This is a genomic window from Helicobacter sp. 23-1044 (genome assembly GCF_053654695.1).
Genome location: NZ_JBSIUQ010000002.1, coordinates 188,639 through 213,929 on the forward strand (window position 1 = coordinate 188,639; position 25,291 = coordinate 213,929).

Sequence of the window (25,291 nt, forward strand, 5' to 3'; positions counted from 1 at the left end):
AATTTTGCAAAGATTCACTCCATCAAAAATTCGTATTCATAAATCTTTGGCTCTATTTTGGTGGCAAGGGCGTTTAGGGCGATTCGTAAATTTGCGATTAAATCGTTGTAGTGCGAATCGGTGCTTTTTGCGTTCATCTTTTTATTTTCGTTGCGTCCTTGAAAAAACTCTTTTATATCATAAAGCGAAGCGTCATTTAGGTAAGTTTCGCCACTTTTGGCGCATTTATGATAATATCGCCAAAGTTCTAATCCTGCGTCAAAAACTGCCTTTGCTTCTGCGCTAAAAATTAGTGGCGATTCAGGGATAAAGCAATCATCTAATTCGCCGTTTGTTATTTTGCCATTTATAAATTGCACCATAAAATCGCTTTTAAATGCTTCTTTTGCGCCCACTTGCGATTCGCTAAATGGGATAAAGTGATTTATGCCATCTTTGCTAGAAATTTTATTTTGCCCTTCATCAAATATGGCAAATGCCAAGCAATCATTGTGAAATTCGCTATCACTTCGCCATTTTTTATTTGGATATAAAAATTGGTCTCTATCATTTATCCACGATGCTTTTATCGCCTGTCGCACGGCAAAATATACGCACACAGGGACAAAATTATATTTATTTATGCTAAATTTTGAAATGCCCTTTGCATTGCCTACGCCTTTGATGGTATCCCAAAAATTTATATTACAAAATTTATTTTGCTGAAAGTCTGTCCCTTTTGTGCAAATCGCGCAAAGCTCGTTTTCGCGGTTATCGCTTAAAAATTCTTTTATCCAATCATTTATGGTTTTTTTATTCGCATAAAAATTCTTTTTGCCGATGCGCTTGTTATGTTCATTAAAAATATCTACTTTGACTTTTTTAATGTCTTTTTTTTCGCCCAAATCCCACACCAAAAAGCCGATGGGGAATGCGCCATGGACATTATCAAACGAATATGCGGGTATCATAAATCCTTTCAAAAATTTTGCCTTAAAAGTTTGGCGAAAATGTATGAAATTCGTGGCATTTACATATTTTAGCGTCCCAAAGCTCCCCAAAATGCAATTTGGGATTTCTTTATAGATTCGCATAAAAAATTGCGCAAAAAGCTCGCGAATAGCCTTTTTAAGTTCGCCTTTATATCGCTCGTGAATCGCTGTGGTATTTGAAACACCGATAGCATTTTGCCCCGTGTTTGTGATTGTCCTAGCCGAAGTTGCTTCTTTATACGGCGGATTTATAAAAATCACTAATTTTTGCCTTTTAGATTCATCTCTCAAAATCTCTTGCAAGGATTCAGGGAGTTTTGATTTTACTAAAATCTTGCCACTTTTTTTATCCACTTTGTCAAAAAAATCATCATTCAAAAAATCAAATTGAAAAATATGATTTTCTAACAAATTTAGTGCGATAGATTTTTCATTTGTGCGCGATAGCTCTTTGATAATATCCACATCTGCGCTATCAAGCGTGGAGGCATAGATATTGCGCGGATTTTTAAGATTTGCCAAAAGATTGCCAGTCCCCGCCGCACAATCCCAAATGTAATATTGCTCTTGCCAATTCTCACCCAAAGTTTGCGCCAAATAATCTTGCGCTTTTTGCGTCCAAATTTGCGGGGTAAAAAACGCCCCCTTGCGCTCTCGTATATCTTCTGGCACAAGCAAATCACGGCGATTTATAAATTTATTCCAAAGTTCCTCTTTTGGCGGGCGTTCATAAGTATTCCAAAACGCCGTGTGCGCCTTTTGCGCGTCCTTAAAGCTAAAATGCGTCCAAGTGTCGATGATTTGCGCATTTATTTGAATCTTGTCTAATCGCACTTTGTAAATGTCATTTTCTAGCAAAATGCGGAGATTGTCGATGATTTCGCTTGTAGAATTATTGCGACTTAGCAAGTCCGCTAAGAAAAAATCTGCGTCCATAATCGCTGGTTTCACAGCGTCCCAATCAATGCTAATGCTAGGCTTTACGGCGTTTAGCCACTTTATGTAAATATATTTTAGATTGTGCTCTTTGACTTGAATTTTATGAATGCCTAAAAATTCTTGCGTAAAATTTGCCTTTATAAATTCTCTCAAATCCGCGCTATCACGCACAAAATCAAAGCAAATATTTTTGCGCCCCAAAATCTCGCATAAAAGTTTATAAAGCTGTTTAAATTCCTTTGATTCGTGGTTGCTAGGCGTGATATTCCAATTAAAATCATTTTGGCTAAAAATATGCGCGATTTCGCTAAATTCCACAAATGCGAATTTTTCAGCATCAAATGCGCCCAAAAAATACGGCGGGATAAGCGAATCTTGCAATTTTGCCTTGCCGATGGTTAAAATCAGCTGGATAAAAGATTCGATAATGTCGCTTTTGCCCCGTTTTGCCTCCGCCCAAAGAAAATATTGCGATTCGCGTGTGGCTTGAATCATCGGCGCAATCACAAAATCGACATTATTAAATCGCGCTGTTGCGTTAAAAGGCGCGAAAAACTCCATTGCGACTTTGTTTTTAAGCTCTTCTTCTGGCGTGGTTAAGTCAAACATTGTTGCCCTTTTTTGTGCGAATTTTGCGCGAATCTAAAATCCGCTTTAAAATCCGCGAGAATTTATAAAAAATTTTGTGATTGTAGCATAAAATTACGCGCCATTTGCGCTAATTTTCTTTGTAAATTTATTTTGCAAATCATTTAGATTCGCGCCATCTATCAGCGCAAAAAGCGCGTTTGCGACATTTTCAAACACGGGGCGCAAAGTCTTTATTTCATAAGGCTCAAAATCGCCTAGCACAAAGTCAAGCACGGCGTTTTGGCTATACTTTTGCGGTTTGCCAATGCCTATGCGAATCCGCAAGTATTCTCTACCCACTAGCGCGTCAATGGATTTTAGCCCATTATGCCCCGCATCGCCCCCGCCAATCTTAAAGCGCACCGCCCCCAAATTCAAGTCCAAATCATCGTGTAGCACGGCAATATCGGCGATGTTGATTTTGTAAAAATCAGCGATTTTTTTAATCGCTTCGCCGGAGGCGTTCATAAACGACTGCGGTTTGGCAAAAATGACATTTTCGCACTTTAAAATTTCAGCGTTAAATTTCGCGCTAATCGAAAAATCTATCGCAAGATTCGGCGATTTCAAATGCAAAAAGAGCGTAGAATCTCGCGGACGATTTGGCGAATCTATTGCCAAATCTTTAAGCTGTGAGATAAAAAAATCCAACGCCATAAATCCCGCATTGTGGCGGGTTTTGGCGTATTTTGGCGTGGGATTGCCAAGTGCTACGATTAGTTTCATAGATTTGCCTTAAAGATTCGCGCATTTTGCGTAAGATTCATAAGATTCACGCAAAAAATGCGCTAGATTCGCCGAATCTCATCGCCAAAAAAATCCCGCCAAAATCTCACAAACGAGTCGCCGAATCCAAAAAACCCCACCGAATCTCGCCAAAAAACCCCGCCGAATCTAAAATCACTTCGCCTTAATCGCGCCCACCACAGCGACATCAGGCTTATCCAAAATCTTTATATTCGGCACTTCTGGCAAGTCTCGCACGAGCACCGCATCGCCCACATCTAGCGCACTTACATCGACTTTGATATGCTCTACCAAATCCTCCGCCTTGCATTTCACGCTTATGCGCTTTTTGCTAAATAGCAACACGCCCTTATTTTTCACGCCAACCGCCGAGCCTTCAAGCAATACTGGGATTTTATACTTTGCCACAACGCCCTTTTGCGCAAGAAGCAAGTCGATATGCAATATTTTTGAAGTGACAGGGTCGCTTTGATACTCTTGCACCACGACATTATGGACTTCGCTGCCAATTTTTACATCAAAATTTACACCCTTTTTTGCCTTAATCGCGCGGATGAAGTCATTTTCTTTGAAGGCGCAGTGGATGTTTGTCGCGCCCTTGCCGTAGATATTTGCTATTAGATAGCCATCGTTTCGTAAAGCCCTGTTTGCGGACTTTGAAATACTCTCTCTAATAATCCCTTCTAACATTTCTAATCCTTTTTTGAAAAATAAAAGTGCGAATTATAGCATAGAAAATTTAAAGTTTTATTAGATTCTGCGAATTTATGTGAAACGCAGAATCTAACTAAATTTTAGCGCAAAAAGTCCAAAATTCGCAGAATCTAAATATGTTTTCACGCCAGATTCTGCGATTTATAAAACCCACACCAAATTCGCAGAATCTAAGCAATCATTGTATTTAGACTCATTTTACTTCTGCCCCCCCCCGTTTTGGTTTATGAAATTATTTAACGCCGCATTTAGCGATTGATTGTCCGCCTTTGCCTTTTTCAAAATCGCCTCCAAAGTCTCCAAAGTTTTGGGCGACACATATTCTAGTAAATCAATAATTTCAGCGTATTTTTCTATATCATTGCAATAAAGTTTTTGCAAAATCTTTTGACTTTTAGATTCGCTAGAAAATAGCTCTTGCTCGTAGATATTGAGTGCTTCTGCGATATATGGGAGCAAATCCGCCTTTAGCTCAATGCTACCATTTAGATAGGCGTAAATGCTTGATTCGCTAGGAATCTCGCCCGTTTTATTGGCGCGGTATCCAAGTGCGATAATGCGATTTGCAAGTTCGCGCTTTGTCATATTTTTTACCTTTAATGTGGCATTTATTCGCTCTAAAATTGTCATAACTTTGCCTTTTTTTGTGATTTGCTATAAAAATGTGATTATAGAATCTAAAATTAGCGATTAAAGATAATTTAATTATAGTTAAAATATAATTTTGGATTAAAATTTTCAAAAAAAGGACAATTTATGGATTTGATTGAATTTGAACGAAAGTGGATTGAAAGATTTTCGCAAATTATCCCAATTAAAAATCTGCGCCATAAGATTAAAAATAAATTTTTTAGCGCATTAGAAGTATCGCTATCATCGGCTAAAAACGACATTTTGGAGCAATACGCAGAGCTAATCACACCCACAAATGACAGAGAAAAGCAAAAGCAAATCTTAAAGCAAAGTGTTCGTTTGGTAGAGATAGAAATCGCGTCATTTTGCAATCGTAAATGCTGGTTTTGCCCTAATTCGTTTGTGGATAGAAAGTCGCAAAGTATCGAATTGCCCGAGCAACTATATTTACAGATTATCAATAATTTAGCAGAGATTGATTATAGTGGTTTGTTAAATTTTCATAGATTTAATGAGCCTTTGGCAAATAAAGATTTAATCTTAAAGCGCATAAGCCAGGCGCGAAATGCACTGCCAAACGCACAACTTGGTATTTTTACAAATGGTGATTATTTGGATAGGGATTATTTAGATGATTTGAGAAAAGCTGGAATCACACTTATAATAATGTCGTATTATTTTGATAAAAATAGCGAATTTGACGCAGAATCTATAAAATCCGCAATGCAATCAAAGGCAAAAAAATTATCGTTAAACTATAAAGTTATAAGAAACGACATTGAGCAATATGAATTACGATTACTTTATGAAGGCATTTATTTTGTCTATCAATGCTGGAATCCACGCATAGTAGGCGGTAATCGCGCTGGGTCAATCACAGATGAGCGCATTACAAAAAAGAAGCGCGATTTTCCCTGCTACTACCCACTGCGCGAGATTTTTATCGACTACAATGGGCTTGTGATGCCCTGCTGTAATATGCGTAGCGATGTGGAGGCACACAAAGACTTTGTGCTAGGCGATGTTAGCAAAAGCGACTTATTTGCGCTGTTTATGAATGAAAACTTTATCAAAATCCGCAAGGATTTGATGAGCAATGTGCCCAAATACGCACCTTGCGAGTATTGCTACTATAAGCCAAATATATAAGATTTTGTAATGTTTGCAAACTAATCGCAAATCAAAGCACCGCTTTTTTTATATAGATTTTTTATGCAGATTCTGCGATTCGCAGAATCTTAGAATCTACGCTAAAATCATTATAGATTCTGCGAAATTCGCCATAAATCGCAGAATCTCGCAGAATCTACTTCACAAAATCTATCACATTTAAAAAAAATCAAAGCAAAATTTTTATACAATTACAATCCGTGATTTTTAAAAATTGCATAAATTCGCAGAATCTAACCGCACATTTTTAAAAATCGCGTAAATTACTTCATAAAGGACAGAAAATGAGTTACATCAAAAGCACGATAAAGTTAGTTAAGGACAAGTATCCAGCGCAGGGCGAGTTTCATCAAGCGGTGCAAGAAGTGCTAGAATCGCTAGAACCGCTACTAAAAAAAGAGAAGAAATACGAGCAGCACGCCATTTTAGAGCGACTTGTAATCCCTGATAGAGAGATTCATTTTCGCGTAACTTGGGTTGATGACAAAGGCAAAGTGCAAGTTAATCGCGCTATGCGAGTTGAGTTTAACTCCGCGATTGGACCATACAAGGGAGGTTTGCGCTTTCACCCGAGCGTAACTTCGGGGACGATAAAATTTTTGGGATTTGAGCAGATTTTCAAAAATTCACTAACCACACTTGCGATGGGTGGAGGCAAGGGCGGAAGCGATTTTGACCCCAAAGGCAAGAGCAATGGCGAAGTTATGCGCTTTTGTCAAGCGTTTATGACAGAGCTTCGCCGACACATTGGCGCACACACCGATGTCCCAGCGGGAGACATTGGCGTGGGCGGACGCGAAATCGGCTATCTTTTTGGGCAATATCGCAAGTTAGAAAATCGCTTTGATGGCGTTTTGACAGGCAAAGATTTGAAATGGGGCGGAAGTTTGGTGCGCACCGAAGCCACAGGCTATGGTTGCGTATATTTCGCGCAAGAAATGCTAAAAGCGCGTAAAAAAGATTTAAAAGGCAAAATCTGCACCGTTTCAGGCAGTGGAAATGTGGCGATTTACACCGTTGAAAAATTACAGCAATTAGGCGCAAAGCCCGTAACGGTAAGCGATTCACGCGGAATGATTTATGACAAAGATGGCATTGACTTAAAATTGCTAAAAGAAATCAAAGAAGTCAAACGCGCAAGTTTGGAGGAATACGCCAAAGCACGAAAAAGCGCGGAATACACGCCTGTTAGCAAATACAAAAAAGGCGAAAATCCCGTGTGGCATATCCCTTGCTTTGCAGCATTCCCAAGTGCTACGCAAAATGAGCTTAATTTGGCGGACGCAAAAGCATTGCTTAAAAATGGCTGTGAGTGCGTGAGCGAGGGCGCAAATATGCCTTCGACTATGGAAGCGGTGCACGAGTTTATCAAAGCAAAAATCGCCTATGGTCCGGGCAAAGCGGCAAATGCTGGTGGCGTGGCAGTTAGCGGACTAGAAATGGCGCAAAATGCAAGTATGACGCCTTGGAGTTTTGAGGTGGCTGACAAGCGATTGCACGGCATAATGGAGAGCATTTTCCATAATGCAAATGAGACTGCAAAAGAGTTTGGACTAGCGGGGAATCTCGTGGCTGGTGCGAATATCGCAGGATTCCGTAAAGTGGCAGATGCGATGATAGAGCAGGGCATTTTGTAAAAAATTGCGCTTTTAGATTCGTGGCTTGATTCGCCCGAATCTAGCGCGAATCTAGCGCGATTTCGGTGCGAATCGCGCAAAAAAATAAAAAGGATTTAGTTTTGCAAAAGATTTTTATGACATTTGGCATTTTTGTGGCGATATTTTTTAGCGCGTGTGCTGAGGTTAGCACAAAGTCGGTGTTTGAGGACATTCGATTCAAACCAAAAATCAGCATAAATTCTGTGAAACTAAAATCCATAAATTTAGATTCGCTAGTGCTTGAATCAAATATCACAATCGATAATTTTCTCCCACTTAGCGTGAATATCAAGGACGCGATGATAAATATTTACTATGAAGATAAAATTATAAATTCTTACAAAATCAGCGACAAAACGCAGCTCCAATCGCGCTCCAAAAGCAATATCAATTTGGATTCAGATATTCGCATAAATGATTTGGTAAAGATGATAAAAGACTACACCACGCGCGATTCACTGCCCTTTAAGGTGGAGGTGGCAACAACGATTTTTGTCTCAAATAATGCAAAAGTGTTAAGCGAAATCACACAAAGCGACACGCTATTTGAGTATAATCTAAAAGAGCGATTTGAGATAGAAATCCCCACCATAAACCCCAAAATCTCCCTAAAAGAGGCAAATCTCGGTATTGATGGCGCAAAAGTCGTTGTCAATGTCAAAAATAACACAAAGGCAAAATTTTCGCTAGAAAATATCTCATATAAATTGCGCCTTGCGGGATTAGACTTTAATGGCGATGCAAAAAGCGCAAAGCAAAGCGATGAGAGCGTTGATATTATTATGGATAATTTTAATTTTTCGCTCCCAAAAGATAGCGTGAAATCCACAGGCGTGGATATTAACGCGAATCTGCAATTAGGCGATTTGCCCTATAAAATCCCGCTAAAATTGCAAAAAGATTTTAAGTAGATTTTAGATTCGCGTGGATTTTTAGCGCAAAATTTTAAAGGTGCAAAATTCAAAAAAATTATATTTTTTAAGGTGGCAAAAATGACAATTTCGCAATTTCAAAAGCTAAAAGGGATGCGCAAAATCTCATCGATTACCGCTTATGACGCACTTATGGGTGGGATTTTTGATGGAGAAGTGGATATGATTTTGGTAGGCGATAGTTTGTCGATGAGCTTTGGTGGCAATGATGACACGCTCCCGCTGACTTTGCGTGATATGATTTACCACACAAAAGCCGTGCGAAAAGCTGTGAAAAACTCGCTTTTAATCGCAGATATGCCTTTTGGCACTTATTCAAATGCAAAAACTGCGCTAAAAAATGCGATTCGCCTATACAAAGAAACGGGCGCAGACGCGCTGAAACTCGAAGTCGGTGCGGATAAAATCGCACTTGTAAAAGAGCTAGTGGATAACGGAATCGCCGTTATGGCGCATATCGGGCTAAAACCGCAATTTTTTCGCGCTGAGGGCTATAAAGTGAGTGGCAAAAGCGATGATGAAAAAAACGCGCTGTTAGATTTGGCGTGTGCGCTTGAAAGCGTGGGCTGTTTTGGTGTGCTATTAGAGGGCACAAAGGCTGATATTGCCACAAAAATTTCGCATTCGCTGAAAGTCCCCACAATCGGCATTGGCAGTGGCAGTGGGGTGGATGGGCAGATTCTCGTGTGGAGCGATGCTTTTGGCTTTTTTAGCAAATTCACGCCAAAATTTGTCCGCAAATATATGGATGGCGAATCCTTGCTAAAAGAGGCGATTCGCCACTATGTCGCAGATATTAAAAACGGCGATTTTCCAAACGAAAATGAGAGTTATTAGGCTTTTGTAGGCGCGAAGGCTAAAAAATGCGATTGAAGCATTTAGACGCGCTAAAAGGGCGCAAAAATCTACTTGCTTTTAGCGGTGGCGTGGATTCAACTGCGCTATTTTTCGCGCTAATGCGCCAAAATATCGACTTTGATTTGGCAATGGTGGATTATGGTGTCCGCAAAAGTGCAAAAGATGAGCTAAAATATGGCAAAAAACTTGCAAAACAATATCACAAAAAAATCTACATTTTTAAGTCGCCAAAAATCAAGCGCAATTTTGAGGGCGAAGCTAGGCGCGTAAGATATGCGTTTTTTGAGCGTGTGATTTTATCGGGGGGCTATGAAAATCTCATTTTAGCCCACCAGCTAAATGATAGATTTGAGTGGCTTTTAATGCAGCTAACAAAGGGCTGTGGGCTAAATTCGCTACTTGGATTTAGTAGCAATGTCGAATCTTCGTTTTGTTTTTGTCATTCTGAGCGAAGCGAAGAATCTCATAATAGAGATTTTTCGCAAACAAAGTTTGCTCAAAATGACAAAAATTTATATGATTCGCATTTGGATTCGCGATTAGATTCGCATTTGGATTCGCCACTAGATTCGCGTCAAAATTATCGCATTATTCGCCCGATGAGCGAGATTTCGCGCTTTGAAATTGTGGCATTTTTAAAAAAGCATAAAATCAAATTTTTTGTGGATAGCAGCAATGAAAATGCAAAATTTAAGCGCAACTATTTTCGCAAAAATTTTGGCAATAAACTTGTAAAAAAATTTGGGCGCGGGATTGTGAAGTCGTTTCGGTATTTGAGTGCGGATTTTGTCGCGCTGTATGGGAAATCGCAAGTTTTGCAAATAAAGCATATTTTTTTAATCCCACGCGCTGATTTTTTGCCACTGCAACTTTTGGCACAAATCGATAGCGTTGCTAAAAAATTGGGCTATGTCATTAGCAAAAATCAGCGAGATGAGATTGCAAAAAGCAATTTTTCGTGCGTGGTGGCGGGTAAAATCATCATTGATTCAAATCAAAATTTTATTTTTATGTGCGCAAATGATTTGACAAACGCCCATAAATGCGACAAAAAGTTTAGAGAAAAAATGCGAATCGCCAAAATCCCGCCAAAGATTCGCCCATTTGTCGATGAAACCACGCTAGATTCGCTAAAAAATGCGATGGATTCTGCGAAAAATTTAGATTTTACAAAGGATAATTTATGCAAATTTCGCTAGATACATTTCTTATTTCAGACACGCATTTCGGGCAAAAGTCCGTCATCTCGCGGGAGAAAATCCGCTCGCAAATCGCGGCGCATTTGGGTTACAAAAATCACTTTGATTTGCTCGTGGATAATTGGAATGCGCGGATTTTGCGGGATGATTTGGTGCTGCATTTGGGCGATGTGTATTTTGGTAACGGACTAAAATATATCAAAAAACTAAACGGCAAAAAACGCCTAATCATCGGCAATAACGACATTAAAAGATTTGAAAAACTTCGTGCGCTAGGGTGGATGGCGAAAAATAAAGTCATTTTGCAAATCCCGCAAAAAAAATTTATCCGCCAAAAAATCGCCCAAAAATACAAAAAGATTGAAGGCAAAATCTACCTAAACGCCCTTGTGTGCGATGTCGCGGGGGAGCGGATAATGTTTTCGCATTTCCCCGTGTTTGACAGAAAGAAAAAAGACAGATTCTGCGCTGTGCGGGATGTTTTGGACGATTATTATCGATTTTGCGAATGCTCGCTAAATATCCACGGGCACACGCACTCGCGCATAACCTCGCAACGATTTTGCGTAAATCTCTCGTGCGAGCAAACGCTACTCGCCCCGCTCACGCTAAAAGAAGCGATAAAAATGGCGAAGTAAGTCGCGAAATGTGGCGCGGATTTTGGAATGAGATTCTGCGTTTTGGGGCAGATTCTGCGATTTTTTTCGCACGAGATTCTGCAAAAATTATATTAGATTCTGCGTTTTTTTTCGCTAGATTCTGCGATTCGCAGAATCTTTTTTTGTTTTTGAGATTTTTCGCTTCACTCGCAAATCCTATGGATTGCCACGACTTGCCTTTGGCAAGTCTCGCAATGACGGATTTTTTAGATTTGCGCTGAATTGCCGAATCGTATGAAAAACAATCGAAGTAGTTGCGGTAGTGCTTTCGTAGTTTTTGCTAATTTTTGGGAGCGAAGCTAGACTTGAAGTCTGTGAGCCTCCCAAAAATTAGCAAATCTGCGGAATGATTACCCAAATACAAATTGTATAGTCGCTAATCTAAACAACGCAACTATAACCCCATTTTGTTTGGATTTAGAATATTATTCGGGTCAAACGCCCTTTTTATTGCACGAAAGAGATTCATCTCCGCTTCGCTAAATGCAAGTTTCATAAACGGAGCTTTGGATATGCCGATTCCGTGCTCTCCGCTAAGCGTCCCACCTAGCTCCACTGCCACTTTGAAAATCTCTGTAATCGCCTCATAGCCTTTTTTCACTTCATTTTCATCTGCGCCATTTACCATTACATTTGTATGCACATTGCCATCCCCCGTGTGCCCAAAGCAAGGCGTTGTAACGCCATATTTTTTAGAAATATCGCCGATTCGCGCTAGTAGCTCAGGCAACGCACTTCGTGGCACCGTAATGTCTTCATTTAGCTTTTTTGTGCCATAAATGTTGATACTTTGGCTAACATTGCGCCTAGCAAACCACAAATCCGCTTCCTGCGCTTCATCTTGCGCGATTTTAAACTCCATACAACCATTTTGGCGAAATACGCGCTCAATGCCATCTAACTGATAGGCGATTTCTGCGTCTAATGCGCCATCTACTTGCGTGATAAGAATCGCCCCCGCATCGATGGGTAGCCCTTTTTTAAACTTTTCCTCCACTGCGCGAATGCTTAGATTATCCAAAAATTCCATTGCAACGGGTTGAATCCCGCTTGACATCGTTTGATAAACCGCCTCCATCGCGCTATTTATGTCGCCAAAAATGCCAAGCGCGGTTTTTTTGAGTTTTGGTTTGGAGAGCAATTTTAGCGTGATTTCGGTAATCACCGCCAAACTGCCCTCACTTGCGATTAAAATCCCTGCGACATTAAATCCCGCGACATCTTTTATCGTCTTTTTTCCTGCGCGGATAATGTCGCCATTTGGGAGCACAGCGCGAAGTGCAAGGACAAAATCTTTGGTAATGCCGTATTTTGCGGCGCGCATTCCCCCTGCGTTTTCGCTGACATTGCCACCTATGGTGCTATAACTCTCACTTGCAGGGTCTGGCGGATAAAATAATCCCTCCGCTTCTACTGCGTCTTGCAAATGTTTGTTTATGACTGCCGGTTGGACGCGGGCGCACATATTTTTTTTGTCGATTTCTAAAATTTGATTGAAATATTTTTCCATTGCCATTATTACGCCACCATTTTTTGGTAGCGCACCGCCTGTAAATCCGCTCCCCGCGCCTCTTGGCGTAACGGCGATTTTATGCTCATTGCAAAATTTTAGGATTTTGCTAACCATTGCTTCATCGCGCGGATACACGACACAATCGGGTTTATATCGCTCTCTTGTGGCGTCATAGCAGTAGGCGTTCAAATGTGGCGCATCGTCAAAATAATTGCCATCCCCCACGATATTTTTTAGTTTTTTATACATTTGCAAACTCCCTATTTTGCGCTAGATTCTGCGCTTAATTGATTAAAGTGCGTAAAATAATTCTCTAACTTTTTTGTATTAAAAATTTCATTGATACCTTCATCGCTTATGCGGGTAAAAAAGGGCTGTTTGGCACTTCTATCTTTTAGGCGAAATGGCGCAGAATCTAGCATTTTAAAACTTTGGCAGTTCAAAATCTCCACGCGATTTTGCAACGCCACAAACACAAGTCCCAAATCAAACTTCGCGCAAAACTTCGCAAAGTCCGCAGAATCTGGCATATTTTTACCCTCTTTTGCCAAAAATGTCGCAAAAATATCGCTATGCAAAAAGTCAATTTCGCTAAATTTTTCGCTGATTTCTTGGTAGGCATTTTGATTTGGCGCAATCAAAAGTGCTTTATCATAGAAAATGCGAAATGTGATTTTATCGCCTTCACTCACCTTGCCACGCGGTTTTGGCAGGTATTTTTCGCGCATTTGGGTAAATTCACTAACGCCAACAATCGCAAATCCATCTTTTATCTCGCTAACAAGGGCATTTGCGATGATGAACTCATTGCCATTTATTTCACGAGTGATGATACCACTCTCGCCCACTTTCAAATCCATCGCGGGGATTTTAAGTGCTGAATCTGCCCCAAAATCCGCTTGTTTTGAAATGGTGAGCGATAGAATATTTGGCACTTCAAAGGCGGAGATTTGCGCCACGCCGACAAATGCGAGTAGAAATAGAAGTTTTTTCATTTATCAATCCTTAAAAATAAAGTCGCTATTATAGCAAATAAAATTTTTGGATTTGCAAAATGAGTGAGTTAAAAAAATCTTTTCGCACATTATCACGGCGCAATCTCGCGCACTGCGCAAATAAAATGTTTGCGGATAAAAAAATAAATATGATTTTAAAAAATATCATAATCGCGCTTTTGAATGCTGAATCTAGGCGCGATTCGTTAAATATCGCTGAATCTCGCGCAATTTCGGCGCGATTCGCGCAATCTCGCACGGCAAATGTTTCATCCAATCTAAAAAATCCGCAAAATCTCGCAAAAAATTTCATAAATTCTAATAGATTCTGCGATTCAAAATATTTTTTAAAAACTCCCAAAAAGCCCAAAAATATCCTACTTTACGCGCCACTAGATTTGGAGGCAAATATTTTTTCGCTCATTTTTGATTTAAAAAAGCAAAAAAATATTAAAATATTTCTGCCATTTATTTTGCAAAATGGCAAAAATGCAAATAAGATTTTTAAAATAGTGCCGTTTCGCTTGCCTTTGGCGAGAAATAAATTTAATATTTTAGAAGCTAGAAATTCGCATTTTGCGCGAAAAATTGACATTGCGATTATCCCGATTTTGGGCGCAGATTGCGAGAGAGGACGCATTGGATTTGGCAAAGGAATGTATGATAGATTCTGCGCTAAATACAATCCAAAAAATATAATTTTTGTAAGCAGAATCTTACATTTATCAAATGCCAAAATTAGCGAGTGGCACGATATTAAAGGCGATTTTATCATCGCAAGTAAAGGTAAAAAATATGATTTTTTTGATAATTGGACTTTGCGTGGGCGTTTCAGTCGCCCTGTCGTTTTATCTAACAAAAAGATTCTACACAAAATCGCAGAATCTCGCCATAGAACAGGCAAAAATCAAAGCAAATGCGATTGAAAAAGAAGCGGAAATCAACTTCAACAACGGGCAAATAAAGCTAAAAGAGCAAGAAATCGAGTTGCTACGAAAGTATGAAAATGAAAGCAAAAAGCTAAAAAGAGATTTGCAAGAAAAGTCGCTTGATTTAGAGAAAAGGGAGCTATTTTTAGCGCAGAAAATAAGCAGGTTAGATGATGAGCGAAACGCGCTAAATGCGCAAAAAAACGCAATCTTGCAATCGCAAATCTTTTTAGATTCAGCAAAAGAGCGGTTATTTGAGAAGCAAAATGAGTTAATTGACACGCTCTCAAACTACACGGCACTCTCAAAGGACGAGGCAAAGGCGATTTTGCTAAATGAATTGGAGGAAAATCTCAAAAAAGAAAAGGCAAATTTGATTCGCCGATATGAGCAAGAGGCAAAAGAGGACGCCAAGCGCAGGGCAAATTATATCATCGCACTTGCCACTTCGCGCTACGCAGGGGAGTATAGCGCGGAAAATCTCATAAATGTCGTGCATTTGCCCGATGACGAGATGAAAGGGCGAATCATCGGCAAAGACGGGCGCAATATCCGCTCGCTTGAAATGATTACGGGCGTTGATGTGCTGATTGATGATACGCCAAATACGATAGTTTTAAGTAGTTTCAATCTCTATCGCCGTGCCATCGCGCTAAAAACGATAAATGTGCTGATTGAAGATGGGCGTATCCACCCCGCAAAAATCGAAGAGGTTTATAAAAAATGCGAGAGCGAAATGGAGCAGACGATTTTAAGCGAGGGCGAGAGCGTGGTGCTTGATTTAGGGCTAGGATATATGAATGTAGAGCTAAAAAAGCTAATTGGCAAGATGAAATACCGCGCGAGTTTTGGGCAAAATGCGCTTTTGCACTCTATCGAAGTCGCGCATTTATCGGGGCTAATCGCAAGTGAGTTGGATGGCGACTCGGCACTCGCCAAAAGGGCGGGGCTTTTACACGACATCGGCAAGTCGCTAACGCAAGAGATGGGCGGTAATCACATTTCGCTTGGGTATGATTTGGCGAAAAAGTTTAAAGAGCATCCTGTGGTGATAAATGCGATTTTAGCGCATCACGGCAACGAAGAGGCAAAAACCATCGAAGCAGCGGCAGTTTGCGCGGCAGACGCCATATCAAGTGCGCGACCGGGGGCAAGGCGAGAAGTGCTAGAAAATTTCTTAAAGCGAGTGCAAGAGCTAGAAAAAATCGCACTAAATGAATTTGGCGTAAAACAAGCTTATGCGATTAACGCAGGGCGGGAGATTCGCATCATCGCGGAGAGTGAAAAGATAAATGACAAAGAGGCAATAATCATCGCGCGAAATATCGCAAAAGAAATCGAGGCGACTTTGCAATATCCGGGCGAAATAAAGGTAAGTGTGATTCGCGAGACACGCGCCACAGAATGGGCGAAGTGAGTTTTTATGTAGGCGGGGTGGCAATTTGTGTCTTTGGCAATCATTTGCGTTTGTTTTGACACAAAATTTCGCTCGGGTGTTCCCCAAGTTCTATTTCGCTCATTTCGCGCCAAAACAACGCAAAGCACTACCGCCATTACTTCGATTGTTGCTTCACTTCGTTCGCAAAACAAGGCAAAGCCGAAGTTTCTTTATCCAATTCTGCGAATTGAGATTCTGCGAATCGCAGAATCTCGTGCAATTTTTTCGTCATTGCGAGTCCTTGCCAAAGGCAAGGGCGAAGCAATCCAAAAAAATCGTCATTGCGAGATTTGGCAACGCCGAATCGAAGCAATCCAAAATCAGATTCTGCGAAAATTTTGGGATTTTTTGTGCGAGATTCTGCGATTCGCAGAATCTACTATAAATTCTATCCTAAATTTTGCCCCAAAATCGCAGAAACTAAGTGCAAAAATCGCAAAATCCGCTAGATTCTGCGTTTTATAATCTTTTTTAGCGCGTTTATGAAAATCTCAATGTCATTCATATTGTGGCTATAATGTAGCGAAATGCGTAGCCAAGCTGGTTTCATCGCTTCGCCTGAATCTAAAAGCGCGATATTTTTGATTTCCTCCGCGCCCATCAAATAATGCCCATAAACCCCAGCGCAACTGCACCCAGCACGGGTTTCTATGCCATAGTTATGCGATAGCTCCCACGATAAATCATAGGGCGAGACGCCTTCTATATTAAAACTCAAAATGGGGATATATTCCGCCCCCAAATCTGCGCCATAGAGCGTGATTTCGTCAATTTGTTTTAGCTCATTTAAAAGCAAATTATACAGCACTTTTTCGCGCTTTTTGATAAAATCTAATCCCATTTCATTGCGATATTGATATGCCAAAACCGCCTTTAATAGTGGCAAAATCGGCGGTGTGCCCGAATCTTCGCGCTCTTCAATATCATCGATATAATAATGTGAATTTGCGCTCACATATTTCACACTTCCGCCCCCGCTAAATGTCGGTGGGAGCGATGATTCAAAGCTATTTTTGCGAATGCAAAGGATTCCGCAACTGCCGATTCCGCCTATTAGCTTGTGTGGCGATAAAAACGCGCTATCAAAAAGGCTACAATCCACATTGCTATGCGGAGATAGAGCTGCCAAATCAAAGGCAATGTCGATATTTTTAGCGCGAAGTAAATCAGCGATTTGCGCGTAAGGTGCGATGATTCCGCTGACATTTGAAGCGATATTTATGGACGCAAAGTCAATTTGCCCTGAATCTAAAAGCGATTCAATCGAATCTACCGACATTAAGCCATTTTCAAGCGGGATTCGCACTATTTCACAAAACGCCTCACGCAAAGAAATATCATTTGAATGATGCTCATATCCGCCCACTAACACGCGCTTTTTTGGCGCACGATTAAGAGATTCGCCTAAAATCGTGCGTAATTTTGGTGATAAATAAAGCCCTTTTATTTCTTGATATTTTTTCATCGCGCCACTTGCGCCATATCCACTTGGGATAACAAAAAAATCCTCCCCCAAACCCAAAAGCTCTTTTAGGCGAATCTTCGCGCTTTTGTAAAGTTCGCTGATAAAATTTGCATTGCGCGAATTTGCCGAATGTGTGTTTGCATATCGCCCCAAAATGCTTTGCATACGATTCGCCACCACACGCGATTCTAAACCACTCGCGCTAAAATCAAAATACAAGCTATCTCTATCTAAAATCATATCATTGCGAATCCACTCTAACTCATCGCTTTGCACAAGCGGGGCAAAAAAGTCCATTTAAGTCCTTAATAAATTTAAATTTTGCTAAAATTTTATCTAAATTTCAAAAAAGAGTGCGCCAAATGAAAAATTACACGACTTTTATAAATGCAAAAAATCTCTCCCAAAATCGCTTTTTTAAAACGCTTGATTGCTCCCTACCGCAGGGCAGAATCTTGCAATTTTTGGCAAAAGAATTGCTAGAAAATCAAAATAATTTTTTGGTGGCAGGCGTGATTGAGAGCGTCTTTGGCAAAAAGGGCGTGGAGGCGACAAACTACATTTGCCATATCAAATCGCTTCTAAATTTGGAGCTAGTTTATTTAATCAATGAAAGTGGCGAAATCACGCTTTTAGAGCTTCTAAATAGCTATATTGCGCTATCGCCTTACTTTTTAAAAATGCTAGAAAATGGCAAAAGCGACTTTAAAATGCCAAAATTAAGCGCGTATAGCGATGATTTTGCGTATTTGAAAGATGAATTTAGTCGCATTGAGATTCTAAAAAAACTTGCATTTTTACGCAGAATCAAAAAGCAAAATACAAATATTTACAAAGAAAATAAAAATCAGCTAAATGCTCTTGTAGTGCGAATCAAAAAGCGATTAAAGCTAACTCGCAAAAAGCTAAATGTGGTAGATTTCATAAGAGCAAACGCGCTAAATGAGAATGAAAAAATTATATTTTTCGCACTCGCAAAAGAAGAATACCACGCCGAAAATGAGAAAATCCGCGAGATGGACGCACTTTTGGAGCTAATAAGCGAAGATGAGATGAGTAAGATTCGCAATAAATGTATTTTTGATGATGGCGGGACGCTCTTGCAAAATGGGCTAATTGACTATGATGACTTTTTTAGCTCGTTTAAAAAGAGCTTTTTTATCCCGCCTGATGTGTTTTCAAGCATTGTCTCTCCGCAGAATCTACAATCAATCCCGCTAGATTCTGCGCTAAAAAATCAAGAGATTTTTGAGCTGGTGGATAAAAAAATCGACTTAAAAAATATCATTTTGCCAAATCAAACGCAAGAGCGGTTAAATCTACTCATTCAACAGCTTGATTCGCGTGTGATAAATCTGCTAAAAAGCTGGGGCATAAAGGACAGGGCGCGGGGGATTGACGCAAAGATTATCTTTTATGGGCACTCTGGCACGGGCAAAACGATTACGGCTTACGCGCTAGGCAACGCGCTAAAAAAGCCCATTTTGAGTTTGGATTGCTCTAAAATTCTATCAATGTATGTGGGCGAGAGCGAAAAAAATGTGCGAAAAATCTTTGATAGCTTTAATAATATCACGCGGGATTTGAAAAAAGATGCGATTTTGTTGCTTGATGAAGCCGACCAATTTTTGGGGCAACGCGGTGCAGGTGGCAGTAGCGTGGATAAAATGTATAATCAAATGCAAAATATTTTTTTGGAGCAACTTGAGAAATTTGATGGCATTTTGATTGCCACGACAAATCTTATCGATAACATTGACGCGGCGTTTTCTAGGCGATTTAACTATAAAATCGAATTTTTAAAGCCAGATTTTGCGCAAAGGGTGCGGATTTGGAATAAACTTTTGCCAAAAAAATCGCCAAAAAATCTTAAATGTGCGGGGGATTCAAGTGCCATTTATGAAAGCGGATTTAGCGTGAAAAATTTGGCAAAATACGCGCTCACAGGCGGACAAATAAAGATTGTGATTAAAAATACCGCCTACAAAGTCGCCACAAAATCAAAGCCCGTTTTTAGCGAATCGGACTTTGTCGCTGAAATCAAAAAAGAGCTAAATTCAAGCTTTGATGGCGCAAAATCGCTTGGGTTTTTGAGCTAGATTCTGCGAATGCGTGCTTTTTTGTCATTGCGAGGCGCACAGAGCGAAGCGAGTGCAACGAAGCAATCCAAGATTCTGCTAATGCGCGAGATTTTGCGAAAAGTAACGAAATTCGCAGAATCTGAAAATTCCCCAAAAACGCAGAATCTGAGATTGTTTTAGGGAAACGCAGAATCTAATATTTTTTTGCCCTAGATTCTGCGAAATTATTACGCCGTCATTGCGAGACTTGCCAAAGGCAAGTCGTGGCAATCCAAACAAAATTGTCATTTGGTTGCTTCGCTACGCTCGCAAATCCTACGGATTGAGCGAAGCGAAAAATCTCAAAAGCAAAAAAAGATTCTGCGAATTGCAGAATCTAGTGCGCAACTTCGTCATTGCGAGGCAGTTTGAGCGAAGCGAAAACAACGAAGCAATTCATTTAGGACTTGTGAAACTTGCGAGAATCGCGGACTTTAAGGCGAATCTAAATGCAATAATTTATCGATTCGCTTTTGGGACATTGATTTTTATTTATCTTTTAAATTCGCGTGATTTGGATGGTTGCTTCACTGCGTTCGCAAAACAAGGCGAAGCCGAGTTTCTTTATTCAATTCTACGAATTGCCACGAAAATCCTACGCATTTGCAGGGCTTGTAAGCAAGTCTCGCAATGACGGGCGGGGTGCGATTCGCTTTGGTTTTTGGATTGCTTCGGCAAATATACGATTCGCCTCGCAATGACGAAACATTTACAATTCGTGCGATTCGCAGAATCTATGATTTTTTACCCACCCCCTTAATCCCCCTCCGCAAGGGAGGGGGAAAACAAATGGAAAATCCTCCGCAGGTAGCAAATCGCAGAATCCAAAAAGAGTTTTTTGCTCGTTTCACTCGCTCAAAATTACAAAAATATGGATTGCTTCGGGCTTTTTACAAAAGCCCTCGCAATGACGGGAATTTTATGATTTGATTTGCAACGCAAATCACAATCGAAGTAATGGCGGTGGTGCTTTCGTAGTTTTTGGCGAATCGACACAAGGATAGCGGACTTTGCGTCCGTGCCTTGTGGCGATTCGCCAAATCTGCGAAATGATTACCCCAGAACAAATTGCCCCCGCTTAACTTTTAAAAAACAGCTCCGTAGGGTAAGACTTCCCCGCGCTTTTTAAATCCAAATATGCGCGGACATTGAGATGCTCATAGCTTGGTTGCGCTTTTAGGCGATTTTTTGCTTCTTGCAACATTTCCAAATCCAAAAGCACAAAAAGATACGCTTCCTCCGCGCTGTCATCATTGTCAGCCAAATATTCAAAGAGGCGAATCCACTCATTTGGGCTATGTTTGCGCTTCATATTTTTCGCACACGCCAAATAATCATCTTTGCTAAACTTCGCATTTTTGCAAATAGTGGCAAATTCGCTCAAATTTAGCTCGATTTTCCCCGCCAAATACGCCTCAAACACCGCCAAACTAATCTCTCTATCATAGCTTATCGAATCCTTGTATTTTTCGATTTCCTTTGAATCAGCATTGTTTAGCAACGCCAAAAACGCGCATTTTTTCAGCTCATAAATGTAATTTTTGTTTTTTAGAATCGGCAGTCCGTTTTTGTAATTTTTTGCAATGCTATTTTTGACATTTAGCGTGAAAAGTGGGCTAGTTTGCGGGATATTAAACTTATGCACATCGATTTCCTCGCCATTTTGCAGGTTTTCATACATTGCCAAAAGCTTCTTAATATCATTATTTGCGCAAGTTGCGTGTGGGTGCGGTGTGAGCTCCACGCTATCGATGATATTGCCAATATCTTTAAAAATATCTGTTTTTAGGTTTAATTTATCATCGATTCGGTGGATTATTTTATTTTTTAGCTTTTTAATAAGCGTTTTTTTATCCGTTTTTAGGGCGTTTTGCTCGATAAATGAGCCCATTCTATCAGCGATAATCGCAAGTAAGCTCACCGCAAAAACGCCATAAAAAATCATCGCGATATACACCGCCACAGGCAAATCTAGCGCATCATTGCTAAAAGGCACGCTCCACAAAAATGTCTCGTGACTCAAAGTATAGGCATAAATGCCTAGCAGCGCGCCTAAAATCATCATTGTGATAATGTAATATTTCAAAACCATCATTTATTCCTTTTGCTTTGTTTTTCAAAAATCTCTCGGCATTTTATGCAAAATCGCGCAAAGGGCTTTACTTCCAAGCGTTCCTTGTGAATCGCCTCGCCACACATTTCGCAAATCCCATAAGTGCCAAGTTTGATTTTGTCTAATGCGTGATTGATTTCAGCTAACTCGCCATTTCTCGCGCTAAAAAGATTTTCATCGATTTTTGCGATACTCATCACGCTTCCTAGCTCTGCTTCCTCGCTTTGATTTAGCGCGTTTAGTGAGTTTAGATTCTCGCTTGTGGCGCGGAGGTTGCTAATATTTTGCGCTTTTAAATGTTCTAATTTTTCTCTAAATTTTTCAATATCGCTCATAATTTGCTCCATTTTATTTGTGATAGGGGTGGCGATTCATAATGCAAAATGCGCGATAAATCTGCTCACATAAGATTAAGGGCACGATTTTGTGGCTAAAAGTTAGTTTGCTTAGCGATAGATTCGTTATTTTTGATAAAAACGCACTTGTGAATCCATAAGCACCGCCCACAAAAAAATTCACTTGCTTCGCCCCACAATTTTGCAGAATCTCGCTAAATTTCGCAGAATCTAACTCTTTGCCCTTTGTATCAAGTGCGAAATTTGCAGATTCTGCGGTTAGATATTTTGAAAATTCCACGCCATACGCTTCTTTCGCAGAATCTACGGAGATTTTTTGCGCATTTAAGATTTTTGCATTCATTATATTTACCACTTCCAAATCCACGCCAAAAGATTTTAACATTTTCTCATAATCCCCGCAGTTATGAGCTTTTTTGCTTATCGTGTAGATTTTTATTTTCATAAAATAGCATTCCTAACAAATCACTAATGGTTTTTTTCAACTCGCCCCTATGCACCACCATATCAATTAGCCCGTGTTGAAGCAGAAATTCCGCCGTTTGAAAGCCTTTTGGCAAATCCTCGCCAATGGTTTGCTTTATCACTCGCGCCCCTGCGAATCCTATCGTAGCACCGGGCTCAGCTATGATTATATCGCCCAAAAATGCAAAACTAGCACTAACGCCGCCCATTGTCGGGTCGGTTAGCACGGAGATATAGGGCAGTTTGTGTTCGGCTAATCTTTGCAAAGCCGCGCTTGTCTTTGCCATCTGCATTAGCGAAAATGTGCTCTCTTGCATTCGCGCCCCGCCACTTGCGCTACATATAATTAGGGCTTGATTTTTTTCGATAGCGCGATTTATTGCGCGGGTGATTTTTTCGCCCTCCACACTTGCCAAACTCCCGCCCATAAATTCAAAGTCAAAGATTACGGCTTGAATCGGAGTTTTGTTGATTTTTGCTTCTAATGCGATAGCTGAGCTTTTGCGCCCACCGCTTTTTTTGCTATAATCCTCCACGCGCTGTTTGTAGCTCTTTTTATCTACGAAATTTAGCGGGTCAATGGGAGAGAGATTCCTATCGCATTCTTTCGCGCTACCTTCATCAAAAAGCAGTTTGATTCGCTCATTTGCAGAAATGCGAAAATGATAATTGCATTTTGGACACACAGAATTTTGCGCCAAAACTTCTTTGTAATACATTAGCGCACCGCAGAGATTGCACTTTATCCATTGCGTTTGAGTGTCTTTTGGGGCGTCTTTGATTTCGCCATCTTTTGTGGCTTTGCCACTATTGCCACGCTTGAAAAATGCCATTTTGTCCTCCTAAAATCAAAATTTTAGAAAAAAATCTTTGCGATTGTATCAAAGATTTGTTTATCTTTGCTTATAAGCACCAAATTTTGCTTTTCAATTTTATGCAGGTTTTTAGCGATTAAAAATCCCGCTTCATAGTCATAGTGCCGTTTTTTGCCATCAAAAAGCACAAAATTTACTTTTTCGCTTAATCCCAAAGATAGCGCAAGTGCGCCAATAGCGCGAAATTTGATATTATTTTCATTTAAAATCTTGCAAATGTGCGGATTTCTATATGCGCCCTCAAAAATGCCACATTTAGCGGGATTTTTTGGGGCTATTTTGCTAAAAGATTCAAATTCATGTGCTAAATTTCCGTAAAAATTTTGCCCACTAAAATGCACCACCGCGCTTAAATTGCAAAAATTCATAATGATTCCAATCACGCTTACGCCATTTTCATCACGCATTGCCACACTTGCGCCGTAATATGGGATTTGTGAGAGAAAATTATCGCTTCCATCAAGCGGGTCGATTATGATTGTGTGCTCTTTTTTATTGTCGATAAATCCCGCTTCCTCGCTATCAATGTTGCCAAACGCACTCAAACTCTCAACCAAAATCCCCTCACTTAGCAAATCCGCGCCAATGCTTATATCACCACCCGCACCGCGCGAATGTTTAGCAAACAACTCCGCTTTGCCACTATTTAGATTTAGCGCGATTTGTAGCCCCGCATTTAGCGTAGCCTCTATAAAATCTCTCATTTTGCCTACCTTTTTATGTGAATCTAGCTAAAATTTTGCAATTATAATCAAAAATCTTTAAGATTCGGGGCAAAATGCAGGGATTTATCAGCGGGATTCGCAAACTAAAAAACGAAGATATTATTGTCAATGTCATCACACACAGCCACTTTTTAACGCTTTATCGATTTTATGGGATTAGGCATAGCATCATTCAAATCGGGCGCAAAATCGACTTTGAAGTCGATTACAGCGGGATTTTTATGCCTCGCCTCCGCGCAATCACTCAGCTTGGCTTTGAATGGGAGGATGATTATCACAAAATGCGCTATTTTCAGGGCTTTATGCGCCTTTTGGATAGGCATTTAAACGGCACGGAGGAAATTTCAAATTTTTATTTTGAGCTGCTAAATCGCGCACTTGTGATTATGGCGCGTCAAAGCCCAAACCGCGCATTGCTTGATTTATACGCGCTTATTTTGGAAAATGAGGGGCGCAAAGGGCTTAATGATAGTTGCTTTATTTGCGATGAATCTTTGGGGGAGCAAATCCGCGTGGCACGGGGATTTTTAAGCGCACATTCATATTGCATAAATGGCGATTTTGAGATAGAAAAGGGGCGATTTTTTGATTTTTTGGCAAATAACAAAAGCGCGTTTTTGAGTGAAAGCGAAGTCGAATCACTAATTGCAATTTTAATGCAAGGGCTGTGAGATTCTGCGAATTTCGTCATTGCGAGATTTGACGAAGTCAAATCGTGGCAATCCAAAAAAGTCGTCATTGCGAACGAGCGAAGCGAGTGTGGCAATCCAAATCAAATTGTCATTTTGAGCGAACGCAGTGAGCGAAGAATCTCTTTTTAGATTCTGCGATTAGCACGAAAAATATATGAATTTAATAAAAAATACGAAAAACGCAGAATCGACACGCAGATTCTACAAATCTAACGCCAAAAACCACTTTAAAATCTCTTATTTTCTCGCAAAAGGGCTGCACCCCCCGCCCCGCTCCCCCTACGCGCCAAAAGCTGCCGCTTTTCGCTTTTAGGGGGAGTGCCTCGCTTTTCCGCTTCTAGCAAAAAATCGGCGGTTGCACTACTGCAACCTTGAATCCGATTTTTTGCACCACGAAGCGGGCGAGATTCGGTGCTGTCGCACGATTGATTTTGTTGTGGATTGCCACGAAAATGCTACGCATTTTCTCGCAATGACGGAATATTAAAATAATTT

General features: G+C 40.3%; 32 protein-coding genes. 17 read left to right on the forward strand and 15 right to left on the reverse strand.

Translation table 11 applies throughout. The annotated features are described in order from the left end of the window. Positions 1-14: 14 nt before the first annotated feature. Both ACWIUD_RS03565 and pth read right to left on the reverse strand, forming a co-directional pair. Positions 15-2,519, reverse strand: coding sequence for a hypothetical protein (locus ACWIUD_RS03565; RefSeq protein WP_454146775.1), 2,505 nt, complete (start codon positions 2,517-2,519; stop codon positions 15-17). A gap of 93 nt (positions 2,520-2,612) precedes the next feature. Further along, positions 2,613-3,266 carry an aminoacyl-tRNA hydrolase gene (gene pth, locus ACWIUD_RS03570; RefSeq protein ID WP_454146777.1) on the reverse strand — a complete coding sequence of 218 codons (654 nt, stop codon included), beginning with the start codon at positions 3,264-3,266 and terminating at the stop codon, positions 2,613-2,615. A 26-nt stretch (positions 3,267-3,292) separates the two neighbouring features. Here pth and ACWIUD_RS03575 point away from each other — a divergent pair, with 26 nt between their 5' ends. Beyond that, entirely contained in the window at positions 3,293-3,454 is a 162-nt protein-coding gene (locus ACWIUD_RS03575) for a hypothetical protein (protein WP_454146779.1), read from the forward strand. Here ACWIUD_RS03575 and ACWIUD_RS03580 read toward each other — a convergent pair. Further along, a complete protein-coding gene (locus tag ACWIUD_RS03580) occupies positions 3,441-3,977 on the reverse strand; it encodes a 50S ribosomal protein L25/general stress protein Ctc (protein WP_454146781.1) in 537 nt (178 codons plus the stop codon). The two genes, ACWIUD_RS03575 and ACWIUD_RS03580, sit on opposite strands and share 14 nt — an antisense overlap. 222 nt (positions 3,978-4,199) lie before the next feature. Then, complete coding sequence (locus ACWIUD_RS03585; protein ID WP_454146783.1) at positions 4,200-4,631, reverse strand: helix-turn-helix domain-containing protein; 432 nt, start codon at positions 4,629-4,631, stop codon at positions 4,200-4,202. Positions 4,632-4,757: 126 nt separating this feature from the next. Between ACWIUD_RS03585 and ACWIUD_RS03590 the strand changes: the two genes are divergently transcribed. The 8 genes from ACWIUD_RS03590 (at position 4,758) to ACWIUD_RS03625 (ending at position 11,331) form a co-directional block, all read left to right on the forward strand. Beyond that, complete coding sequence (locus tag ACWIUD_RS03590; RefSeq protein WP_454146785.1) at positions 4,758-5,783, forward strand: SPASM domain-containing protein; 1,026 nt, start codon at positions 4,758-4,760, stop codon at positions 5,781-5,783. Between the two features lie 13 nt (positions 5,784-5,796). Then, positions 5,797-5,967, forward strand: coding sequence for a hypothetical protein (locus ACWIUD_RS03595; protein WP_454146787.1), 171 nt, complete (start codon positions 5,797-5,799; stop codon positions 5,965-5,967). A gap of 121 nt (positions 5,968-6,088) precedes the next feature. Continuing rightward, the gene (gene gdhA / locus ACWIUD_RS03600) at positions 6,089-7,441 is read left to right on the forward strand and encodes an NADP-specific glutamate dehydrogenase (protein ID WP_454146789.1); all 1,353 of its coding nucleotides are present in this window, start codon (positions 6,089-6,091) and stop codon (positions 7,439-7,441) included. A gap of 101 nt (positions 7,442-7,542) precedes the next feature. Then, on the forward strand, positions 7,543-8,373 hold the full coding sequence (locus ACWIUD_RS03605; RefSeq protein ID WP_454146791.1) for a hypothetical protein: 831 nt from the start codon (positions 7,543-7,545) through the stop codon (positions 8,371-8,373). 81 nt (positions 8,374-8,454) lie between these two features. Beyond that, positions 8,455-9,231, forward strand: a complete 777-nt coding sequence (gene panB, locus ACWIUD_RS03610) for a 3-methyl-2-oxobutanoate hydroxymethyltransferase (RefSeq protein WP_454146793.1) — start codon at positions 8,455-8,457, stop codon at positions 9,229-9,231. Between the two features lie 26 nt (positions 9,232-9,257). Next, a complete protein-coding gene (locus tag ACWIUD_RS03615; RefSeq protein ID WP_454146795.1) occupies positions 9,258-10,451 on the forward strand; it encodes an ATP-binding protein in 1,194 nt (397 codons plus the stop codon). Then, positions 10,436-11,089, forward strand: a complete 654-nt coding sequence (locus tag ACWIUD_RS03620; protein ID WP_454146797.1) for a metallophosphoesterase family protein — start codon at positions 10,436-10,438, stop codon at positions 11,087-11,089. The genes ACWIUD_RS03615 and ACWIUD_RS03620 overlap by 16 nt, the downstream gene beginning before the upstream one ends. A gap of 8 nt (positions 11,090-11,097) precedes the next feature. Continuing rightward, a complete protein-coding gene (locus tag ACWIUD_RS03625) occupies positions 11,098-11,331 on the forward strand; it encodes a hypothetical protein (RefSeq protein WP_454146799.1) in 234 nt (77 codons plus the stop codon). Here ACWIUD_RS03625 and ACWIUD_RS03630 read toward each other — a convergent pair. The 3 genes from ACWIUD_RS03630 to ACWIUD_RS03640 form a co-directional block, all read right to left on the reverse strand. Further along, complete coding sequence (locus ACWIUD_RS03630; protein ID WP_454146801.1) at positions 11,267-11,437, reverse strand: hypothetical protein; 171 nt, start codon at positions 11,435-11,437, stop codon at positions 11,267-11,269. The two genes, ACWIUD_RS03625 and ACWIUD_RS03630, sit on opposite strands and share 65 nt — an antisense overlap. Positions 11,438-11,504: 67 nt before the next feature. Further along, positions 11,505-12,872 (reverse strand): FAD-linked oxidase C-terminal domain-containing protein, encoded by a 1,368-nt coding sequence (locus ACWIUD_RS03635; protein ID WP_454146803.1) that lies wholly within the window; start codon positions 12,870-12,872, stop codon positions 11,505-11,507. A gap of 11 nt (positions 12,873-12,883) precedes the next feature. After that, entirely contained in the window at positions 12,884-13,618 is a 735-nt protein-coding gene (locus tag ACWIUD_RS03640; RefSeq protein WP_454146805.1) for a plasminogen-binding N-terminal domain-containing protein, read from the reverse strand. A gap of 59 nt (positions 13,619-13,677) precedes the next feature. On the opposite strand from ACWIUD_RS03640, the gene ACWIUD_RS03645 reads away from it, so the two are divergent. The 3 genes from ACWIUD_RS03645 to ACWIUD_RS03655 are packed head-to-tail and all read left to right on the forward strand — an operon-like array spanning position 13,678 to position 16,450. Beyond that, entirely contained in the window at positions 13,678-14,544 is an 867-nt protein-coding gene (locus tag ACWIUD_RS03645; protein ID WP_454146807.1) for a 5-formyltetrahydrofolate cyclo-ligase, read from the forward strand. Further along, entirely contained in the window at positions 14,441-15,964 is a 1,524-nt protein-coding gene (gene rny / locus ACWIUD_RS03650) for a ribonuclease Y (RefSeq protein ID WP_454146853.1), read from the forward strand. Before ACWIUD_RS03645 ends, rny begins: the two co-directional genes overlap by 104 nt. 27 nt (positions 15,965-15,991) lie before the next feature. Beyond that, positions 15,992-16,450 carry a hypothetical protein gene (locus ACWIUD_RS03655; RefSeq protein WP_454146809.1) on the forward strand — a complete coding sequence of 153 codons (459 nt, stop codon included), beginning with the start codon at positions 15,992-15,994 and terminating at the stop codon, positions 16,448-16,450. On the opposite strand, the gene ACWIUD_RS03660 is transcribed toward ACWIUD_RS03655, so the two are convergent. Beyond that, the gene (locus ACWIUD_RS03660; protein WP_454146811.1) at positions 16,431-17,747 is read right to left on the reverse strand and encodes an aminotransferase class V-fold PLP-dependent enzyme; all 1,317 of its coding nucleotides are present in this window, start codon (positions 17,745-17,747) and stop codon (positions 16,431-16,433) included. The genes ACWIUD_RS03655 and ACWIUD_RS03660 overlap by 20 nt on opposite strands. 65 nt (positions 17,748-17,812) lie before the next feature. Between ACWIUD_RS03660 and ACWIUD_RS03665 the strand changes: the two genes are divergently transcribed. From ACWIUD_RS03665 to ACWIUD_RS03680, 4 genes are read left to right on the forward strand one after another with little or no spacing between them, the layout of a single operon-like run. Further along, positions 17,813-19,549: an ATP-binding protein gene (locus tag ACWIUD_RS03665; protein ID WP_454146813.1), complete on the forward strand. Its 1,737-nt coding sequence runs from the start codon at positions 17,813-17,815 to the stop codon at positions 19,547-19,549. Positions 19,550-19,558: 9 nt separating this feature from the next. Next, positions 19,559-19,711, forward strand: coding sequence for a hypothetical protein (locus ACWIUD_RS03670; protein WP_454146815.1), 153 nt, complete (start codon positions 19,559-19,561; stop codon positions 19,709-19,711). 58 nt (positions 19,712-19,769) lie between these two features. Continuing rightward, on the forward strand, positions 19,770-20,204 hold the full coding sequence (locus tag ACWIUD_RS03675) for a hypothetical protein (RefSeq protein WP_454146817.1): 435 nt from the start codon (positions 19,770-19,772) through the stop codon (positions 20,202-20,204). Next, positions 20,201-20,500 carry a hypothetical protein gene (locus ACWIUD_RS03680; RefSeq protein WP_454146819.1) on the forward strand — a complete coding sequence of 100 codons (300 nt, stop codon included), beginning with the start codon at positions 20,201-20,203 and terminating at the stop codon, positions 20,498-20,500. The genes ACWIUD_RS03675 and ACWIUD_RS03680 overlap by 4 nt, the downstream gene beginning before the upstream one ends. On the opposite strand, the gene ACWIUD_RS03685 is transcribed toward ACWIUD_RS03680, so the two are convergent. Genes ACWIUD_RS03685 through ACWIUD_RS03710 form a run of 6 tightly spaced genes read right to left on the reverse strand, consistent with a single transcriptional unit; the run spans position 20,461 to position 24,083 of the window. Then, positions 20,461-20,637: a hypothetical protein gene (locus ACWIUD_RS03685; protein WP_454146821.1), complete on the reverse strand. Its 177-nt coding sequence runs from the start codon at positions 20,635-20,637 to the stop codon at positions 20,461-20,463. The two genes, ACWIUD_RS03680 and ACWIUD_RS03685, sit on opposite strands and share 40 nt — an antisense overlap. An 11-nt stretch (positions 20,638-20,648) precedes the next feature. Then, positions 20,649-21,665, reverse strand: a complete 1,017-nt coding sequence (locus tag ACWIUD_RS03690; protein WP_454146823.1) for a hypothetical protein — start codon at positions 21,663-21,665, stop codon at positions 20,649-20,651. After that, positions 21,662-22,018, reverse strand: coding sequence for an RNA polymerase-binding protein DksA (dksA, locus tag ACWIUD_RS03695; protein WP_454146825.1), 357 nt, complete (start codon positions 22,016-22,018; stop codon positions 21,662-21,664). The genes ACWIUD_RS03690 and dksA overlap by 4 nt, the downstream gene beginning before the upstream one ends. Before the next feature lie 13 nt (positions 22,019-22,031). Then, on the reverse strand, positions 22,032-22,484 hold the full coding sequence (locus tag ACWIUD_RS03700) for a 23S rRNA (pseudouridine(1915)-N(3))-methyltransferase RlmH (protein WP_454146827.1): 453 nt from the start codon (positions 22,482-22,484) through the stop codon (positions 22,032-22,034). Further along, positions 22,444-23,337 carry an acetyl-CoA carboxylase, carboxyltransferase subunit beta gene (gene accD / locus ACWIUD_RS03705; protein ID WP_454136078.1) on the reverse strand — a complete coding sequence of 298 codons (894 nt, stop codon included), beginning with the start codon at positions 23,335-23,337 and terminating at the stop codon, positions 22,444-22,446. Before accD ends, ACWIUD_RS03700 begins: the two co-directional genes overlap by 41 nt. A gap of 23 nt (positions 23,338-23,360) precedes the next feature. Continuing rightward, a complete protein-coding gene (locus ACWIUD_RS03710) occupies positions 23,361-24,083 on the reverse strand; it encodes an inositol monophosphatase family protein (RefSeq protein WP_454146829.1) in 723 nt (240 codons plus the stop codon). A 74-nt stretch (positions 24,084-24,157) separates the two neighbouring features. Here ACWIUD_RS03710 and recO point away from each other — a divergent pair, with 74 nt between their 5' ends. Then, positions 24,158-24,775 (forward strand): recombination protein RecO, encoded by a 618-nt coding sequence (recO, locus tag ACWIUD_RS03715; RefSeq protein WP_454146831.1) that lies wholly within the window; start codon positions 24,158-24,160, stop codon positions 24,773-24,775. Here recO and ACWIUD_RS03720 read toward each other — a convergent pair. Then, the gene (locus ACWIUD_RS03720; protein WP_454146833.1) at positions 24,758-24,880 is read right to left on the reverse strand and encodes a hypothetical protein; all 123 of its coding nucleotides are present in this window, start codon (positions 24,878-24,880) and stop codon (positions 24,758-24,760) included. The two genes, recO and ACWIUD_RS03720, sit on opposite strands and share 18 nt — an antisense overlap. Positions 24,881-25,291: the final 411 nt, after the last annotated feature.

Bases quoted from the DNA above. Each gene is read 5' to 3' on its own strand.
- ACWIUD_RS03590 (WP_454146785.1), top strand. From the start codon at position 4,758: ATGGATTTGATTGAATTTGAACGAAAGTGGATTGAAAGATTTTCGCAA.
- pth (WP_454146777.1), bottom strand. From the start codon at position 3,266: ATGAAACTAATCGTAGCACTTGGCAATCCCACGCCAAAATACGCCAAA.
- ACWIUD_RS03615 (WP_454146795.1), top strand. From the start codon at position 9,258: ATGCGATTGAAGCATTTAGACGCGCTAAAAGGGCGCAAAAATCTACTT.
- recO (WP_454146831.1), top strand. From the start codon at position 24,158: ATGCAGGGATTTATCAGCGGGATTCGCAAACTAAAAAACGAAGATATT.
- ACWIUD_RS03640 (WP_454146805.1), bottom strand. From the start codon at position 13,618: ATGAAAAAACTTCTATTTCTACTCGCATTTGTCGGCGTGGCGCAAATC.
- ACWIUD_RS03700 (WP_454146827.1), bottom strand. From the start codon at position 22,484: ATGAAAATAAAAATCTACACGATAAGCAAAAAAGCTCATAACTGCGGG.
- ACWIUD_RS03565 (WP_454146775.1), bottom strand. From the start codon at position 2,519: ATGTTTGACTTAACCACGCCAGAAGAAGAGCTTAAAAACAAAGTCGCA.
- gdhA (WP_454146789.1), top strand. From the start codon at position 6,089: ATGAGTTACATCAAAAGCACGATAAAGTTAGTTAAGGACAAGTATCCA.
- ACWIUD_RS03710 (WP_454146829.1), bottom strand. From the start codon at position 24,083: ATGAGAGATTTTATAGAGGCTACGCTAAATGCGGGGCTACAAATCGCG.
- accD (WP_454136078.1), bottom strand. From the start codon at position 23,337: ATGGCATTTTTCAAGCGTGGCAATAGTGGCAAAGCCACAAAAGATGGC.
- ACWIUD_RS03680 (WP_454146819.1), top strand. From the start codon at position 20,201: ATGACGGGCGGGGTGCGATTCGCTTTGGTTTTTGGATTGCTTCGGCAA.
- ACWIUD_RS03635 (WP_454146803.1), bottom strand. From the start codon at position 12,872: ATGTATAAAAAACTAAAAAATATCGTGGGGGATGGCAATTATTTTGAC.
- ACWIUD_RS03670 (WP_454146815.1), top strand. From the start codon at position 19,559: ATGCGTGCTTTTTTGTCATTGCGAGGCGCACAGAGCGAAGCGAGTGCA.
- ACWIUD_RS03580 (WP_454146781.1), bottom strand. From the start codon at position 3,977: ATGTTAGAAGGGATTATTAGAGAGAGTATTTCAAAGTCCGCAAACAGG.
- ACWIUD_RS03660 (WP_454146811.1), bottom strand. From the start codon at position 17,747: ATGGACTTTTTTGCCCCGCTTGTGCAAAGCGATGAGTTAGAGTGGATT.
- ACWIUD_RS03620 (WP_454146797.1), top strand. From the start codon at position 10,436: ATGCAAATTTCGCTAGATACATTTCTTATTTCAGACACGCATTTCGGG.
- ACWIUD_RS03625 (WP_454146799.1), top strand. From the start codon at position 11,098: ATGTGGCGCGGATTTTGGAATGAGATTCTGCGTTTTGGGGCAGATTCT.
- panB (WP_454146793.1), top strand. From the start codon at position 8,455: ATGACAATTTCGCAATTTCAAAAGCTAAAAGGGATGCGCAAAATCTCA.
- ACWIUD_RS03645 (WP_454146807.1), top strand. From the start codon at position 13,678: ATGAGTGAGTTAAAAAAATCTTTTCGCACATTATCACGGCGCAATCTC.
- dksA (WP_454146825.1), bottom strand. From the start codon at position 22,018: ATGAGCGATATTGAAAAATTTAGAGAAAAATTAGAACATTTAAAAGCG.
- ACWIUD_RS03665 (WP_454146813.1), top strand. From the start codon at position 17,813: ATGAAAAATTACACGACTTTTATAAATGCAAAAAATCTCTCCCAAAAT.
- ACWIUD_RS03690 (WP_454146823.1), bottom strand. From the start codon at position 21,665: ATGATGGTTTTGAAATATTACATTATCACAATGATGATTTTAGGCGCG.
- ACWIUD_RS03585 (WP_454146783.1), bottom strand. From the start codon at position 4,631: ATGACAATTTTAGAGCGAATAAATGCCACATTAAAGGTAAAAAATATG.